This window comes from Streptomyces sp. NPDC000880 (assembly GCF_053599675.1).
The window spans coordinates 22,474-35,011 of the sequence record NZ_JBSFMS010000029.1 but is presented as its reverse complement, the minus strand read 5'-3'; the positions used below and the strand labels follow the sequence as shown (position 1 = coordinate 35,011).

24 protein-coding genes are annotated in these 12,538 nt (G+C 65.2%); all 24 read right to left on the bottom strand.

Annotated elements, in window-relative coordinates; translation table 11 throughout:
- Nucleotides 1-4 precede the first annotated feature (4 nt).
- Complete coding sequence (gene rpsK, locus ACWDO5_RS12805) at nucleotides 5-409, bottom strand: 30S ribosomal protein S11 (protein ID WP_003956432.1); 405 nt, start codon at nucleotides 407-409, stop codon at nucleotides 5-7.
- 65 nt (nucleotides 410-474) lie between these two features.
- Nucleotides 475-855: a 30S ribosomal protein S13 gene (rpsM, locus tag ACWDO5_RS12800; protein ID WP_307661669.1), complete on the bottom strand. Its 381-nt coding sequence runs from the start codon at nucleotides 853-855 to the stop codon at nucleotides 475-477.
- Between the two features lie 196 nt (nucleotides 856-1,051).
- The gene (gene rpmJ, locus ACWDO5_RS12795) at nucleotides 1,052-1,165 is read right to left on the bottom strand and encodes a 50S ribosomal protein L36 (RefSeq protein WP_003956441.1); all 114 of its coding nucleotides are present in this window, start codon (nucleotides 1,163-1,165) and stop codon (nucleotides 1,052-1,054) included.
- Between the two features lie 59 nt (nucleotides 1,166-1,224).
- Complete coding sequence (infA, locus tag ACWDO5_RS12790) at nucleotides 1,225-1,446, bottom strand: translation initiation factor IF-1 (RefSeq protein ID WP_003956442.1); 222 nt, start codon at nucleotides 1,444-1,446, stop codon at nucleotides 1,225-1,227.
- Nucleotides 1,447-1,604: 158 nt separating this feature from the next.
- Nucleotides 1,605-2,441, bottom strand: coding sequence for a type I methionyl aminopeptidase (gene map, locus ACWDO5_RS12785; RefSeq protein ID WP_450530310.1), 837 nt, complete (start codon nucleotides 2,439-2,441; stop codon nucleotides 1,605-1,607).
- 97 nt (nucleotides 2,442-2,538) lie between these two features.
- Entirely contained in the window at nucleotides 2,539-3,198 is a 660-nt protein-coding gene (locus ACWDO5_RS12780) for an adenylate kinase (protein WP_450530309.1), read from the bottom strand.
- Nucleotides 3,198-4,517 (bottom strand): preprotein translocase subunit SecY, encoded by a 1,320-nt coding sequence (secY, locus tag ACWDO5_RS12775; protein ID WP_307661672.1) that lies wholly within the window; start codon nucleotides 4,515-4,517, stop codon nucleotides 3,198-3,200. Before secY ends, ACWDO5_RS12780 begins: the two co-directional genes overlap by 1 nt.
- 245 nt (nucleotides 4,518-4,762) lie before the next feature.
- A complete protein-coding gene (gene rplO / locus ACWDO5_RS12770) occupies nucleotides 4,763-5,218 on the bottom strand; it encodes a 50S ribosomal protein L15 (RefSeq protein WP_405999110.1) in 456 nt (151 codons plus the stop codon).
- Between the two features lies 1 nt (nucleotide 5,219).
- A complete protein-coding gene (rpmD, locus tag ACWDO5_RS12765; protein WP_005313525.1) occupies nucleotides 5,220-5,402 on the bottom strand; it encodes a 50S ribosomal protein L30 in 183 nt (60 codons plus the stop codon).
- Nucleotides 5,402-6,004, bottom strand: coding sequence for a 30S ribosomal protein S5 (rpsE, locus tag ACWDO5_RS12760; protein WP_254372698.1), 603 nt, complete (start codon nucleotides 6,002-6,004; stop codon nucleotides 5,402-5,404). Before rpsE ends, rpmD begins: the two co-directional genes overlap by 1 nt.
- Nucleotides 6,005-6,050: 46 nt before the next feature.
- Entirely contained in the window at nucleotides 6,051-6,434 is a 384-nt protein-coding gene (gene rplR / locus ACWDO5_RS12755; protein ID WP_142214198.1) for a 50S ribosomal protein L18, read from the bottom strand.
- A 3-nt stretch (nucleotides 6,435-6,437) separates the two neighbouring features.
- On the bottom strand, nucleotides 6,438-6,977 hold the full coding sequence (gene rplF, locus ACWDO5_RS12750; RefSeq protein WP_266479164.1) for a 50S ribosomal protein L6: 540 nt from the start codon (nucleotides 6,975-6,977) through the stop codon (nucleotides 6,438-6,440).
- Nucleotides 6,978-6,998: 21 nt separating this feature from the next.
- On the bottom strand, nucleotides 6,999-7,397 hold the full coding sequence (gene rpsH, locus ACWDO5_RS12745; RefSeq protein WP_030359017.1) for a 30S ribosomal protein S8: 399 nt from the start codon (nucleotides 7,395-7,397) through the stop codon (nucleotides 6,999-7,001).
- 225 nt (nucleotides 7,398-7,622) lie between these two features.
- Nucleotides 7,623-7,808, bottom strand: a complete 186-nt coding sequence (locus tag ACWDO5_RS12740; protein ID WP_003956452.1) for a type Z 30S ribosomal protein S14 — start codon at nucleotides 7,806-7,808, stop codon at nucleotides 7,623-7,625.
- A 2-nt stretch (nucleotides 7,809-7,810) separates the two neighbouring features.
- The gene (rplE, locus tag ACWDO5_RS12735) at nucleotides 7,811-8,368 is read right to left on the bottom strand and encodes a 50S ribosomal protein L5 (RefSeq protein WP_450530308.1); all 558 of its coding nucleotides are present in this window, start codon (nucleotides 8,366-8,368) and stop codon (nucleotides 7,811-7,813) included.
- A complete protein-coding gene (rplX, locus tag ACWDO5_RS12730) occupies nucleotides 8,368-8,691 on the bottom strand; it encodes a 50S ribosomal protein L24 (RefSeq protein WP_142214201.1) in 324 nt (107 codons plus the stop codon). Before rplX ends, rplE begins: the two co-directional genes overlap by 1 nt.
- Before the next feature lie 2 nt (nucleotides 8,692-8,693).
- A complete protein-coding gene (gene rplN, locus ACWDO5_RS12725; RefSeq protein WP_171169722.1) occupies nucleotides 8,694-9,062 on the bottom strand; it encodes a 50S ribosomal protein L14 in 369 nt (122 codons plus the stop codon).
- 163 nt (nucleotides 9,063-9,225) lie between these two features.
- A complete protein-coding gene (rpsQ, locus tag ACWDO5_RS12720; protein WP_307661677.1) occupies nucleotides 9,226-9,510 on the bottom strand; it encodes a 30S ribosomal protein S17 in 285 nt (94 codons plus the stop codon).
- Entirely contained in the window at nucleotides 9,510-9,734 is a 225-nt protein-coding gene (gene rpmC, locus ACWDO5_RS12715; RefSeq protein ID WP_307661678.1) for a 50S ribosomal protein L29, read from the bottom strand. Before rpmC ends, rpsQ begins: the two co-directional genes overlap by 1 nt.
- Nucleotides 9,734-10,153 (bottom strand): 50S ribosomal protein L16, encoded by a 420-nt coding sequence (gene rplP, locus ACWDO5_RS12710; RefSeq protein WP_014047785.1) that lies wholly within the window; start codon nucleotides 10,151-10,153, stop codon nucleotides 9,734-9,736. The genes rpmC and rplP overlap by 1 nt, the downstream gene beginning before the upstream one ends.
- 5 nt (nucleotides 10,154-10,158) lie before the next feature.
- Nucleotides 10,159-11,004, bottom strand: a complete 846-nt coding sequence (gene rpsC / locus ACWDO5_RS12705) for a 30S ribosomal protein S3 (RefSeq protein WP_450530307.1) — start codon at nucleotides 11,002-11,004, stop codon at nucleotides 10,159-10,161.
- On the bottom strand, nucleotides 11,004-11,351 hold the full coding sequence (gene rplV / locus ACWDO5_RS12700; protein WP_004571827.1) for a 50S ribosomal protein L22: 348 nt from the start codon (nucleotides 11,349-11,351) through the stop codon (nucleotides 11,004-11,006). Before rplV ends, rpsC begins: the two co-directional genes overlap by 1 nt.
- A gap of 40 nt (nucleotides 11,352-11,391) precedes the next feature.
- Nucleotides 11,392-11,673, bottom strand: coding sequence for a 30S ribosomal protein S19 (gene rpsS, locus ACWDO5_RS12695; protein WP_127356386.1), 282 nt, complete (start codon nucleotides 11,671-11,673; stop codon nucleotides 11,392-11,394).
- A gap of 12 nt (nucleotides 11,674-11,685) precedes the next feature.
- Entirely contained in the window at nucleotides 11,686-12,522 is an 837-nt protein-coding gene (rplB, locus tag ACWDO5_RS12690) for a 50S ribosomal protein L2 (protein ID WP_351498702.1), read from the bottom strand.
- Nucleotides 12,523-12,538 lie beyond the last annotated feature (16 nt).

Genomic DNA, 12,538 nt, shown 5'->3' with positions numbered 1-12,538 from the left:
GAGGTCAGACGCGCCTCCGCTTGGGGGGGCGGCAGCCGTTGTGCGGGGTGGGCGTGACGTCCTGGATCGAACCGACCTCGAGGCCCGTGGCCTGGAGGGAGCGGATCGCGGTCTCACGGCCGGAGCCGGGACCCTTGACGAAGACGTCGACCTTGCGCATGCCGTGCTCCTGCGCGCGGCGGGCGGCCGACTCGGCGGCCATCTGCGCGGCGAAGGGGGTGGACTTCCGCGAGCCCTTGAAGCCGACGTGACCGGCGGAGGCCCAGGAGATCACGTTGCCCGAGGGGTCCGTGATCGAGACGATCGTGTTGTTGAACGTGCTCTTGATGTGGGCGTGCCCGTGAGCGACGTTCTTCTTTTCCTTGCGGCGCACCTTCTTGGCAGCGCCCTGACGACCCTTGGGGGGCATCTATTACTCCTACGGGAGGTGGTCGGTCCTACAGCGAAGACCGCTGATGAGCGTCCGGCTGAGGACTACTTCTTGCCCGGCTTCTTCTTACCGGCGATGGCGCGACGCGGGCCCTTGCGGGTACGAGCGTTCGTGCTGGTGCGCTGACCGTGGACCGGCAGGCCACGGCGGTGCCGCAGACCCTGGTAGCAGCCGATCTCGATCTTGCGGCGAATATCGGCCTGTACCTCGCGACGGAGGTCACCCTCGGTCTTGAGGTTGGCGTCCACGTACTCGCGGAGCTTGACCAGGTCCTCTTCGGGCAGATCACGAACGCGGGTGTTGGGGTCGACACCGGTGGCCGCAAGGGCTTCCTTGGACCGGGTACGCCCGATGCCGAAGACGTAGGTGAGGGCGATCTCGACGCGCTTTTCGCGCGGGAGGTCAACGCCGGAAAGGCGTGCCATTCATGGCTCCTGTTTAATTTCGGAGGTCTTCCGCAGAGCCATTCCGTGGCCGCCGACCCTTAGTGAAAAAGGAGGGTGGTACGGACCAGGTCCCCGGCCTCCACCGGGGGTATCGCCAGCCGAAGCCAGGCGGGATCTGCGTATGTACTTACTTACGTGCGTCGCCCGAAGAACTGCGAGTGCAAAAGGTCGTGCGTCAGCCCTGGCGCTGCTTGTGGCGCAGGTTGTCGCAGATGACCATGACCCGGCCGTGACGGCGGATCACCTTGCACTTGTCGCAGATCTTCTTGACGCTCGGCTTGACCTTCATGGGATGTGAGGTTCTCCGGGTCAGTGCCGTCACCCCACGAAATGGGGTGACGACAAGATCTACTTGTACCGGTAGACGATCCGGCCACGCGTCAAGTCGTACGGAGAGAGCTCCACGACGACCCTGTCGTCCGGGAGGATACGGATGTAGTGCATCCGCATCTTGCCGGAGATGTGCGCGAGGACTTTGTGACCGTTCTGGAGTTCCACCTTGAACATGGCGTTCGGGAGGGACTCGATCACGGTGCCCTCAATTTCGATGGCACCTTGCTTCTTGGCCACGCTTCGCCCTTCGAATCGGCTACCTTGATCGACTCGGGTGGCCGCATGGAGACACACGGGTACACGAGAGCCGACGCATCAGTCTACGACAGGCCACTCGAAAAGACGAATCCGGCAAGTTTGCCCACCGACGGAGATCCTTAAGCCGAGGCAGGGGGTCACGCCAGCGGGTCGGGGGCCGCGGTGATGCCCAGCTCCGCCAGCTTCGCCCGGCCACCGTCAGGAGACGTGAGGACCAGCGGGCCCTCCTCCGTCAACGCCACCGAGTGTTCCCAGTGCGAGGACCAGGTGCCATCCGTCGTGATGACCGTCCAGTCGTCCTGGAGCACCTCGGTGTGCGGAGTGCCGAGGGAGACCATCGGCTCGATCGCCAGGCAGAAGCCGGGGACCAGCTTCGGGCCCTTGCCGCGCTTGCGCGTGACGTAGTTCAGCAGGTGCGGGTCCATGTGCATCTCGGTGCCGATGCCGTGGCCGCCGTACTCCTCGATGATCCCGTACCGGCCGCCACCCGGCTTCGGCTGGCGACGGATGTACGTCTCGATCGCACGCGAGACATCCACCAGCCGGTTGCCGTTCTTCATTGCGGCGATGCCGGCCCACATCGACTCCTCGGTGACCCGGGAGAGCTCGATCAGCTCCGGAGCGTGCCCCGTGCCCACGAACGCGGTGAAGGCCGCGTCCCCGTGCCAGCCGTCAATGATCGCGCCGGCGTCGACCGAGATGATGTCGCCGTCCTTGAGGACGGTCTTCTCGTCCGGGATGCCGTGCACGACGACCTCGTTCACTGACGTGCAGATGGTCGCGGGGAACCCGCCGTACCCCAGGAAGTTCGACTTCGCACCGTGGTCGGCGATCACCTTGCGGGCGACCTCGTCCAGATCCTTGGTGGTGGCACCGGGCACCGCTGCCTCGCGGGTCGCCGCGTGAATCGCGGCGACGACCAGCCCCGCCTCGCGCATCTTCGCGATCTGCTCCGGGGTCTTGATCTGCACCATTTCCTTGCCTTCCACCTCTGACGTGTCACTGCTCAACAGTACGGCCGCGGCGCCCATCGGACACCGCGGCCGTACGGAAGGTACTGCGGGGTACTGGTCAGTTCTTGACGCACTTCTTGAGCGCGTCCATCGCCCGCTGGGTCACCTCGTGGACCTTGCCCAGCGCGGAGATCGTGACCACCAGGTTCTGGGCCCGGTAGTAGTCGATGATCGGCTCGGTCTGCGTGTGGTACACCTCGAGCCGCCTGCGCACTGTCTCCTCGGAGTCGTCGTCGCGCTGGTACAGCTCGCCGCCGCAGATGTCGCAGACACCCTCGGTCTTCGGCGGGGAGTACGTCACATGGAAGACGTGGCTCGAGTCGTTGCGGCAGATGCGGCGGCCCGCGATCCGCTTCACGACCTCGTCCTCGGGGACCTCCAGGTCGAGCACCGCGTCCAGCGTCATGCCCTCGGCCTTCAGCATCGCGTCGAGCGCCTCGGCCTGCGAGACATTGCGCGGGAAGCCGTCGAGCAGGAAGCCGTTCCGGGCGTCCGGCTGTTCCATCCGGGCCTTGGCCATGGCGATGGTGATCTCGTCGGGTACCAGTTCTCCCGCGTCCATGTAGGCCTTGGCCTGTAGGCCGAGCTCCGTGCCCTGGCTGATGTTGGCCCGGAAAAGGTCGCCCGTGGAGATGTGCGGGATCGACAGGTGCTTGGCAAGGTACGCAGCCTGCGTTCCCTTGCCGGCACCGGGCGGCCCGACGAGGACGATTCGCATCAGCGGAGGAACCCTTCGTAATTGCGCTGCTGGAGCTGGCTCTCGATCTGCTTCACGGTCTCCAGACCCACACCCACGATGATGAGGATGCTCGTCCCGCCGAACGGGAAGTTCTGGTTCGCGCCGCCGAAGCCTGCCAACGCCATCGTCGGAACAAGAGCAATCAGACCCAGGTACAGCGAGCCCGGCCAAGTGATCCTGTTGAGCACGTAGCTCAGATACTCGGCAGTAGGTCGACCGGCCCGGATACCCGGGATGAAGCCACCATACTTCTTCATGTTGTCCGCGACTTCCTCGGGGTTGAACGAGATCGCCACATAGAAGAAGGCGAAGAACACGATCAACAGGAAGTACGTGGCGATGTAGTACGGGTGGTCACCCTTGACGAAGTGCTGTTCGATCCATGTCTTCCAGCCCGAAGTGCCACTGCTGAACTGCGCGACCAGCGCCGGGATGTAGAGCAGCGACGAGGCGAAGATGACAGGAATCACACCGGCCTGGTTCACCTTGAGCGGGATGTATGTGGACGTACCGCCGTACGACCGCCGCCCGATCATGCGCTTCGCGTACTGCACCGGGATACGGCGCTGAGCCTGCTCGACGAAGACGACCAGCGCGACCATCACAAAGCCGATCAGGATGACCGTGCTGAACTCGATCCAGCCCTTGGCAAGCTTGCCGCTCTCCTTGATCGCCCAGAGGGCGCCCGGGAAGCCGGCGGCGATCGAGATGAACATCAGGATCGACATGCCATTGCCGATGCCGCGGTCGGTGATGAGCTCACCGAGCCACATGACGGCCGCGGTGCCCGCGGTCATGGTGACGACCATGACGATGGTCGTGTAAATCGAGCGGTCCGGAACGATCTGGTCGGCGACTGTGCAGCCGCTGAAGAGCGCACCGCTGCGAGCCGTAGCCACCAGGCCGGTGCCCTGCAGCACGGCGAGGGCGACCGTCAGGTATCGCGTGTACTGCGTGATCTTCGCTGTGCCGGCCGAACCCTCCTTCTTGAGGGCCTCCAGCCGCGGGATGACCACGGTCAGCAGCTGCAGGATGATGCTCGCCGTGATGTACGGCATGATGCCCAGCGCAAAGATGGTGATCTGCAGCAGCGCCCCGCCACTGAACATGTTCACCAGGCCGAACAGGCTGTTGTTGCCCTTCTGGGCCGCGTCCACACAGATCTGTACGTTCTGGTAGCTGACGCCTGGGACCGGAATGTGGGACCCCAGCCGGTACAGCACGATGATGGCGAGCGTGAAGAGCAGCTTCTTGCGCAGGTCGGGCGTCTTGAACGCCCGGGCGAACGCGGTGAGCACGGTGCCTCCTGCGACCCCCGCGCTACTGCGTCAGAGGTGACGGTATTGAGGATCGACGAATACGTAACAGGCAATCCGCACGATCTTAGTCGGACAGACCACGCGGCCGGGGGCAGAACCCCCTTTTACAGCAACAGTGCACGCCACCTTACCGGCGGAAGTGCCCCCTAGGAACGACCGACCGGGGATGCCCCATTTGAGAGGCATCCCCGGTCGGTTTTCAGCTTTCAGCCATCGAACTCGTCTCAGACGAGCTCGGTGACGGTGCCGCCGGCAGCGGCAATCTTCTCCTTGGCGGAACCGGAGACGGCGTCAACCGTCACCTGCAGCGCCACGGAGATCTCGCCCTGGCCAAGGACCTTGACGAGGCTGTTCTTGCGAACCGCACCCTTGTCGACCAGATCGGCCACAGTGACCTCGCCACCCTGCGGGTAGAGCGCGGCCAGCTTGTCCAGGTTCACGACCTGGTACTCGGTACGGAACGGGTTCTTGAAGCCCTTGAGCTTCGGGAGACGCATGTGGAGGGGCATCTGCCCACCCTCGAAGCGCTCCGGAACCTGGTAGCGGGCCTTGGTGCCCTTGGTGCCACGACCGGCGGTCTTACCCTTGGACGCCTCACCACGACCCACACGGGTCTTGGCGGTCTTGGCGCCCGGGGCGGGCCGGAGGTTGTGGACCTTCAGCGGGTTGTTCTCCGCCATGTCAGTCGACCTCCTCAACCGTGACGAGGTGGCGGACGGTGTGCACCATGCCGCGGAACTCGGGACGGTCCTCCTTGACAACCACGTCGTTCAGGCGCTTGAGCCCGAGCGAACGCAGGGTGTCGCGGTGGTTCTGCTTGCTGCCGATGTACGACTTCGTCTGCGTGATCTTGAGGCGGGCCATTACGCACCCGCTCCCGCACGCGCACGGAGCAGAGCCGCGGGGGCGACGTCCTCGAGCGGCAGACCGCGGCGGGCCGCGATCTCCTCGGGACGCTGCAGGCCCTTGAGGGCCGCCACGGTCGCGTGCACGATGTTGATCGCGTTGTCGGAGCCGAGCGACTTCGACAGGATGTCGTGGACGCCGGCGCACTCGAGCACCGCGCGCACCGGGCCACCGGCGATCACACCGGTACCGGGGGAAGCAGGCTTCAGCAGGACGACGCCCGCGGCCTTCTCGCCCTGGATCGGGTGCGGGATGGTGCCCTGGATACGCGGGACCTTGAAGAAGTTCTTCTTGGCCTCTTCCACGCCCTTGGCGATGGCCGCGGGAACTTCCTTGGCCTTGCCGTATCCGACACCTACGGTGCCGTCACCGTCGCCCACCACGACCAGCGCGGTGAAGCTGAAGCGGCGACCACCCTTGACAACCTTGGCGACGCGGTTGATCGCGACAACGCGCTCAACATAAGCGGTCTTCTCGGCGGCAGGGCCACCGTCGCGACCCTTCCGGTCCCGCCGCTCGCCGCCACCGGCACCGCTTCCGCGGCGCTGGGGTCCAGCCATTGGATTTACCTCTCTCTGTTACGTCCGTTAGTCCCGGAACCGGGGCTTAGAACTTCAGCCCGGCTTCGCGGGCGGCGTCAGCCAGAGCGGCAATGCGCCCGGCGTACCTGTTGCCACCACGGTCGAACACGACAGCCTCGACGCCGGCAGCCTTCGCACGCTCGGCAACAAGCGCGCCGACCTGCTTGGCCTGGGCGCTCTTGTCGCCCTCGCCACCGCGGATCGAGGTGTCCAGGGTCGACGCCGACGCGAGCGTGTGGCCCGCGATGTCGTCGATGACCTGCGCAACGATGTTGCGGTTGGAGCGAGTCACGACCAGGCGCGGACGCTCCGGCGTACCGGAGATGTGCTTGCGGACGCGGATGTGGCGACGCTTGATGGCGGCGCGCTTGTACGCGTCACCCTTGGCGATCTTTACACCGTATGCCATGGCTTACTTACCCGCCTTTCCGACCTTGCGGCGGATAACCTCGCCCGCGTACTTGACGCCCTTGGCCTTGTACGGGTCGGGCTTGCGCAGCTTGCGGATGTTCGCGGCGACCTCGCCGACCTTCTGCTTGTCGATGCCCTCGACCGAGAACTTGGTCGGCGACTCGACCTTGAAGGAGATGCCCTCGGGCGCCTCCACCAGGATCGAGTGACTGTAGCCGAGCTGGAACTCCAGGTTGGAGCCCTTCGCGGCGACGCGGTAACCGACACCGCTGATCTCGAGCGCCTTGACGTATCCCTGGGTTACGCCGGTGATCATGTTCGCCACCAGCGTGCGGGACAGGCCGTGCAGAGCCTTGTTCTGACGCTCGTCGTTGGGACGGGTGACGTTCAGAACGCCGTCCTCGCCCTTAACGATCTCGATCGGCGCGGCAACGGTGTGGGAGAGGGAACCCTTGGGGCCCTTCACCGCGACCGTACGGCCATCGATGGTGACGTCCACACCGGCGGGAACCTGGATGGGGAGCTTGCCGATTCGCGACATTGGCTTTTCCTCCGTTCCCGACTACCAGACGTAGGCGAGGACTTCCCCACCTACGCCCTTCTTGCCTGCCTGCTGGCCGGTCAGAAGACCGTGGGACGTGGAGATGATCGCCACGCCCAGGCCACCAAGGACCTTCGGCAGATTGGTGGACTTCGCGTACACACGCAGACCCGGCTTCGAGATCCGCTTGATGCCCGCGATGGAGCGCTCACGGTTCGGGCCGAACTTCAGCTCGAGAACGAGGTTCTTGCCGACCTCGGCGTCCTCGACCTTCCAGCCGGTGATGAAGCCCTCCTGCTGGAGGATCTCCGCGATGTGCGACTTGATCTTGCTGTGTGGCATAGCCACGGAGTCGTGGTACGCCGAGTTCGCGTTACGCAGACGAGTCAGCATGTCCGCGATCGGATCAGTCATGGTCATGAATTGGCCTTCGGCCTCTCTCGCCGGGGTTTCCTGTATGCGCCATCCCTCTCCCCACTCAGTGGCGGGACGGGTGCGGTGCGGGGACCTACGGCGTAGTAAGTCGGTCAGGGCGGCAGGCGCCCAACCCCCCAAGCCTACGGCATGTGAGGGAGGGCTCCCGCCGACCAGATACTTACCGAGAGCCTCCGGTAATGCTCGTACTGCCCTTTGGGCGTACGGGAATTACCAGGAGCTCTTGGTCACGCCCGGCAGCTCGCCACGGTGAGCCATCTCACGAAGGCACACGCGGCACAGGCCGAACTTGCGGTAGACGGAGTGGGGTCGGCCGCAGCGCTGGCAGCGGGTGTATGCGCGCACACCGAACTTCGGCTTGCGGGCGGCCTTGGCAATCAGAGCCTTCTTCGCCACGGTCAGTTCTCCTTGAACGGGAAGCCGAGGTGACGCAGAAGGGCACGGCCCTCAGCGTCGTTGGTCGCCGTGGTGACCACGGTGATGTCCATGCCCCGGACCCGGTCGATCTTGTCCTGGTCGATCTCGTGGAACATGACCTGCTCCGTGAGACCGAAGGTGTAGTTGCCACGGCCGTCGAACTGCTTCGGCGACAGACCCCGGAAGTCACGGATACGCGGCAGCGCGAGCGACAGCGTACGGTCCAGGAACTCCCACATGCGGTCACCACGGAGGGTGACGTGGCAGCCGATCGGCTGACCCTCACGCAGCTTGAACTGCGCGATGGACTTCCGGGCCTTGGTGACGGCAGGCTTCTGGCCGGTGATCGTGGTGAGGTCGCGGATGGCGCCATCGATCAGCTTGGAGTCGCGGGCGGCGTCGCCCACACCCATGTTGACCACGATCTTGACGAGGCCGGGAATCTGCATGACGTTCTCATACGAGAACTCCTCACGCAGCTTGCCCGCGATCTCCTCGCGGTACTTCGTCTTCAGACGCGGAGTGGTGGTGGTAGCCATCAGATGTCCTCACCCGTCCGCTTGGCAACGCGGATCTTGTTGCCTTCGTCGTCGAAGCGGTAACCGACGCGCGTGACGACCTTGTTGCCGTCCTTCTCCACAACCAGCTGAACGTTGCTGACGTGGACAGGGGCTTCGGTGGTCACGATGCCACCGGTCTGCGAACCGCGAGCGGTCTGACCGGCCTTGGTGTGCTTCTTGACCCGGTTGACACCCTCGACCAGGACACGGTCCTCGCGGGGGAAGGCCGCGATGACCTTGCCCTGCTTGCCCTTGTCCTTACCGGTGATGACCTGAACCAGGTCGCCCTTCTTGATCTTCATGCTTACAGCACCTCCGGCGCGAGCGAGACGATCTTCATGAACTTCTTCTCGCGCAGCTCACGGCCCACCGGGCCGAAGATACGGGTGCCGCGGGGGTCGCCGTCGTTCTTCAGAATGACGGCGGCGTTCTCGTCGAAGCGGATGTACGAGCCGTCCTGGCGGCGGCGCTCCTTGACGGTGCGAACGATGACCGCCTTGACGACGTCACCCTTCTTCACGTTGCCACCGGGGATCGCGTCCTTGACGGTGGCGACGATGACGTCACCGATGCCCGCGTAGCGGCGACCGGAACCACCGAGAACACGGATGCAAAGGATCTCCTTGGCACCAGTGTTGTCGGCGACACGCAGTCGCGACTCCTGCTGGATCACGTCTATCTCCTGTTTGTCTGCCGGTTCCCGGCGGGCTCCGCCAGTTGACTAGCGGAGCCCGCCGAGCCTGGCGGAACTAGTGCTGAGGTCCCGCCGCCCACGCCCGGGGGCCTGGGGACGGAGCCCCCAGCGGGGGGCGTGCGGGGGCGGAGCCCCCGCAGAATTACTTGGCCTTCTCGAGGATCTCGACGATGCGCCAGCGCTTCGTCGCCGACAGCGGACGCGTCTCCATGATGAGGACGCGGTCGCCGACGCCGGCAGCGTTCTGCTCGTCGTGAGCCTTGAGCTTGTTGGTACGGCGGATGACCTTGCCGTACAGCGCGTGCTTCACACGGTCCTCGACAGCGACGACGACGGTCTTGTCCATCTTGTCGCTGACGACCAGGCCCTCACGGGTCTTGCGGAAACCGCGGTCAGTGTTGGTCTCAGTCACATTGCTCTCGCTCATCAGGCGCTCTCCACCGTCTCGATGCCCAGCTCGCGCTCACGCATGAGGGTGTAGATCCGCGCGATGTCCTTGCGGACGGCCTTGAGCCGGCCGTGGTTCTCGAGCTGACCGGTCGCCGCCTGGAAGCGGAGGTTGAACAGCTCTTCCTTGGCCTCGCGAAGCTTGGCAACAAGCTCCTCGTCGCCCAGCTCACGCAGCTCGGACGCCTTGGTACCGGTAGACATCACGACTCACCTGCCTCGCGCCGAACGATCCGGCACTTCATCGGAAGCTTGTGAGCAGCGCGGGTAAGCGCCTCACGCGCAATCTTCTCGTTCGGGTAGGACAGCTCGAACATCACCCGACCGGGCTTGACGTTCGCGATCCACCACTCCGGGGAACCCTTACCGGAACCCATGCGGGTCTCGGCAGGCTTCTTCGTCAGCGGGCGGTCCGGGTAGATGTTGATCCAGACCTTGCCGCCACGCTTGATGTGGCGGGTCATCGCGATACGAGCCGCCTCGATCTGGCGGTTGGTCACGTACGCCGGAGTGAGGGCCTGAATGCCATACTCGCCGAACGCAACCTGCGTACCACCCTTGGACATACCGCTGCGCTTCGGGTGGTGCTGCTTGCGGTGCTTGACCCTACGGGGGATCAGCATTTCGGTCAGGCCTCCGTTCCGGTGCTCTCAGCAGCCGGAGCAGCGGGAGCGGCGGGAGCCTCGGCCTTGGGGGCCTCGGCTGCCGGCGCAGACTGCTGCGGCTTGCGGCCGCGACCGCCACCACGCTCGCCACCACGGCCACCGCGGCCGGCCGGGCGGTCGGTGCCGCCTCGGGCCGGACGGTTACCGGCGCGCGCAGCGGCGTTCTCGGCGCGGACCTCGGCGATGTTCTTGACGTCGCCCTTGTAGATCCAGACCTTCACGCCGATACGGCCGAAGGTCGTCTTGGCCTCGAAGAAGCCGTAGTCGACGTTCGCGCGGAGCGTGTGCAGGGGCACTCGGCCCTCGCGGTAGAACTCCGAGCGGGACATCTCGGCGCCGCCGAGACGACCGCCACACTGGATCTTGATGCCCTTGGCGCCGGCCTTCATCGTGCCCTGCATGCTTTTACGCATGGCGCGACGGAAGGAGACGCGGGAGGACAGCTGCTCGGCTACGGCCTGGGCCACCAGCTGAGCGTCCACCTCGGGGTTCTTGACCTCGAGGATGTTCAGCTGGACCTGCTTGCCGGTCAGCTTCTCGAGCTCGCCGCGGATGCGGTCGGCCTCGGCGCCACGGCGACCGATGACGATGCCCGGGCGGGCGGTGTGGATGTCAACGCGGACGCGGTCGCGGGTGCGCTCGATCTCAACCTTCGAGATACCGGCTCGCTCCATGCCCTTCGTCATCATGCGACGAATGGCGACGTCTTCCTTGACGTAGTCCTTGTACAGCTTGTCGGCGTACCAACGGGACTTGAAGTCCGTGGTGATGCCGAGCCGGAACCCATGCGGGTTAACCTTCTGGCCCATTACCGGGTTCCTTCCTTGCTGCTGACGACCACGGTGATGTGGCTGGTCCGCTTACGGATCCGGTAGGCACGGCCCTGAGCACGCGGACGGAACCGCTTCAGGGTCGGGCCCTCGTCCACGTACGCCTCGCTGATGACCAGCGAAGAGGCGTCGGTGTGGTCGTAGTTGTGTGCAGCGTTGGCGATGGCGCTGTCAAGCACCTTGCCAACCGGCACGCTCGCGGCCTGCGGGGCGAAACGCAGGACCGCCTGAGCCTCCGTGGCATCCATGCCACGGATGAGGTCCACCACGCGGCGGGCCTTCATGGGCGTGACGCGGATGTACCGCGCCTGGGCCCTGGCTTCCATGGTTGTCCCTTCGGTGTAAGTCATAGTCAGTCACCCCGCGTTAGCGGCGCTTCGACTTCCGGTCGTCCTTGACGTGGCCGCGGAAGGTGCGAGTCGGCGAGAACTCGCCGAGCTTGTGGCCGACCATCGACTCGGTGACGAACACCGGGACGTGGATCTTGCCGTTGTGCACCGCGATCGTGTGGCCGAGCATGGCCGGGATGATCATCGAGCGACGGGACCAGGTCTTGATGACGTTCTTGGTGCCGGCTTCGTTCTGGACGTCCACCTTCTTGATGAGGTGGTCGTCGACGAAGGGCCCCTTCTTGAGACTGCGCGGCATCTAAACCCGCTCCTAGCGCTTCTTGTTCGTCTTGCGGCGGCGGACGATGTACTTGCTGGACGCCTTCTTCGGCGAGCGAGTACGACCCTCCTTCTGACCCCACGGGCTGACCGGGTGGCGACCACCGGAGGTCTTGCCCTCACCACCACCGTGCGGGTGGTCGACCGGGTTCATGGCGACACCGCGGACGGTCGGGCGAACGCCCTTCCAGCGCAGACGGCCGGCCTTGCCCCAGTTGATGTTCGACTGCTCGGCGTTGCCGACCTCGCCGATGGTGGCGCGGCAGCGGACGTCGACCAGACGGATCTCGCCGGACGGCATACGAAGGTGGGCCATGGAGCCCTCCTTCGCCAGCAGCTGCACGGAGGCACCCGCGGAGCGGGCGAACTTCGCGCCGCCGCCGGGCCGCAGCTCGATGGCGTGGATGGTCGTACCGACCGGGATGTTGCGCAGCGCCAGGTTGTTGCCGGGCTTGATGTCGGCGGCCGGGCCGTTCTCGACACGGTCACCCTGCGACAGGCCACGCGGCGCGATGATGTAGCGCTTCTCGCCGTCTGCGTAGTGCAGGAGCGCGATGCGCGCGGTGCGGTTCGGGTCGTACTCGATGTGAGCGACCTTGGCCGGAACGCCGTCCTTGTCGTGACGACGGAAGTCGATCACGCGGTAGGCGCGCTTGTGGCCACCGCCCTGGTGACGGACGGTCACACGACCGGTGTTGTTACGGCCGCCCTTGCTGTGCAGGGGGCGGACCAGCGACTTCTCCGGCGTGGACCGCGTGATCTCGACAAAGTCGGCGACGCTGGAGCCACGACGGCCCGGGGTCGTCGGCTTGTACTTGCGGATACCCATTTCTCAGTCCTCGTCC

What these genes read in the sequence shown, in the direction of transcription:
- rplP (WP_014047785.1), bottom strand. Translation starts at nt 10,153, where the DNA reads ATGCTGATCCCCCGTAGGGTCAAGCACCGCAAGCAGCACCACCCGAAG.
- rplV (WP_004571827.1), bottom strand. Translation starts at nt 11,351, where the DNA reads ATGGAAGCCAGGGCCCAGGCGCGGTACATCCGCGTCACGCCCATGAAG.
- rplE (WP_450530308.1), bottom strand. Translation starts at nt 8,368, where the DNA reads ATGGCTACCACCACCACTCCGCGTCTGAAGACGAAGTACCGCGAGGAG.
- map (WP_450530310.1), bottom strand. Translation starts at nt 2,441, where the DNA reads ATGGTGCAGATCAAGACCCCGGAGCAGATCGCGAAGATGCGCGAGGCG.
- rpmJ (WP_003956441.1), bottom strand. Translation starts at nt 1,165, where the DNA reads ATGAAGGTCAAGCCGAGCGTCAAGAAGATCTGCGACAAGTGCAAGGTG.
- rplB (WP_351498702.1), bottom strand. Translation starts at nt 12,522, where the DNA reads ATGGGTATCCGCAAGTACAAGCCGACGACCCCGGGCCGTCGTGGCTCC.
- rpsH (WP_030359017.1), bottom strand. Translation starts at nt 7,397, where the DNA reads ATGACCATGACTGATCCGATCGCGGACATGCTGACTCGTCTGCGTAAC.
- rplO (WP_405999110.1), bottom strand. Translation starts at nt 5,218, where the DNA reads ATGGCGGAGAACAACCCGCTGAAGGTCCACAACCTCCGGCCCGCCCCG.
- rpsK (WP_003956432.1), bottom strand. Translation starts at nt 409, where the DNA reads ATGCCCCCCAAGGGTCGTCAGGGCGCTGCCAAGAAGGTGCGCCGCAAG.
- rpsM (WP_307661669.1), bottom strand. Translation starts at nt 855, where the DNA reads ATGGCACGCCTTTCCGGCGTTGACCTCCCGCGCGAAAAGCGCGTCGAG.
- ACWDO5_RS12780 (WP_450530309.1), bottom strand. Translation starts at nt 3,198, where the DNA reads ATGCGAATCGTCCTCGTCGGGCCGCCCGGTGCCGGCAAGGGAACGCAG.
- rpsC (WP_450530307.1), bottom strand. Translation starts at nt 11,004, where the DNA reads ATGGGCCAGAAGGTTAACCCGCATGGGTTCCGGCTCGGCATCACCACG.
- rplR (WP_142214198.1), bottom strand. Translation starts at nt 6,434, where the DNA reads ATGGCATACGGTGTAAAGATCGCCAAGGGTGACGCGTACAAGCGCGCC.
- rplX (WP_142214201.1), bottom strand. Translation starts at nt 8,691, where the DNA reads ATGAAGATCAAGAAGGGCGACCTGGTTCAGGTCATCACCGGTAAGGAC.
- rpsS (WP_127356386.1), bottom strand. Translation starts at nt 11,673, where the DNA reads ATGCCGCGCAGTCTCAAGAAGGGGCCCTTCGTCGACGACCACCTCATC.
- rpmC (WP_307661678.1), bottom strand. Translation starts at nt 9,734, where the DNA reads ATGTCTACCGGTACCAAGGCGTCCGAGCTGCGTGAGCTGGGCGACGAG.
- rpmD (WP_005313525.1), bottom strand. Translation starts at nt 5,402, where the DNA reads ATGGCCCGCCTCAAGATCACGCAGACGAAGTCGTACATCGGCAGCAAG.
- rpsE (WP_254372698.1), bottom strand. Translation starts at nt 6,004, where the DNA reads ATGGCTGGACCCCAGCGCCGCGGAAGCGGTGCCGGTGGCGGCGAGCGG.
- rplF (WP_266479164.1), bottom strand. Translation starts at nt 6,977, where the DNA reads ATGTCGCGAATCGGCAAGCTCCCCATCCAGGTTCCCGCCGGTGTGGAC.
- rpsQ (WP_307661677.1), bottom strand. Translation starts at nt 9,510, where the DNA reads ATGAGCGAGAGCAATGTGACTGAGACCAACACTGACCGCGGTTTCCGC.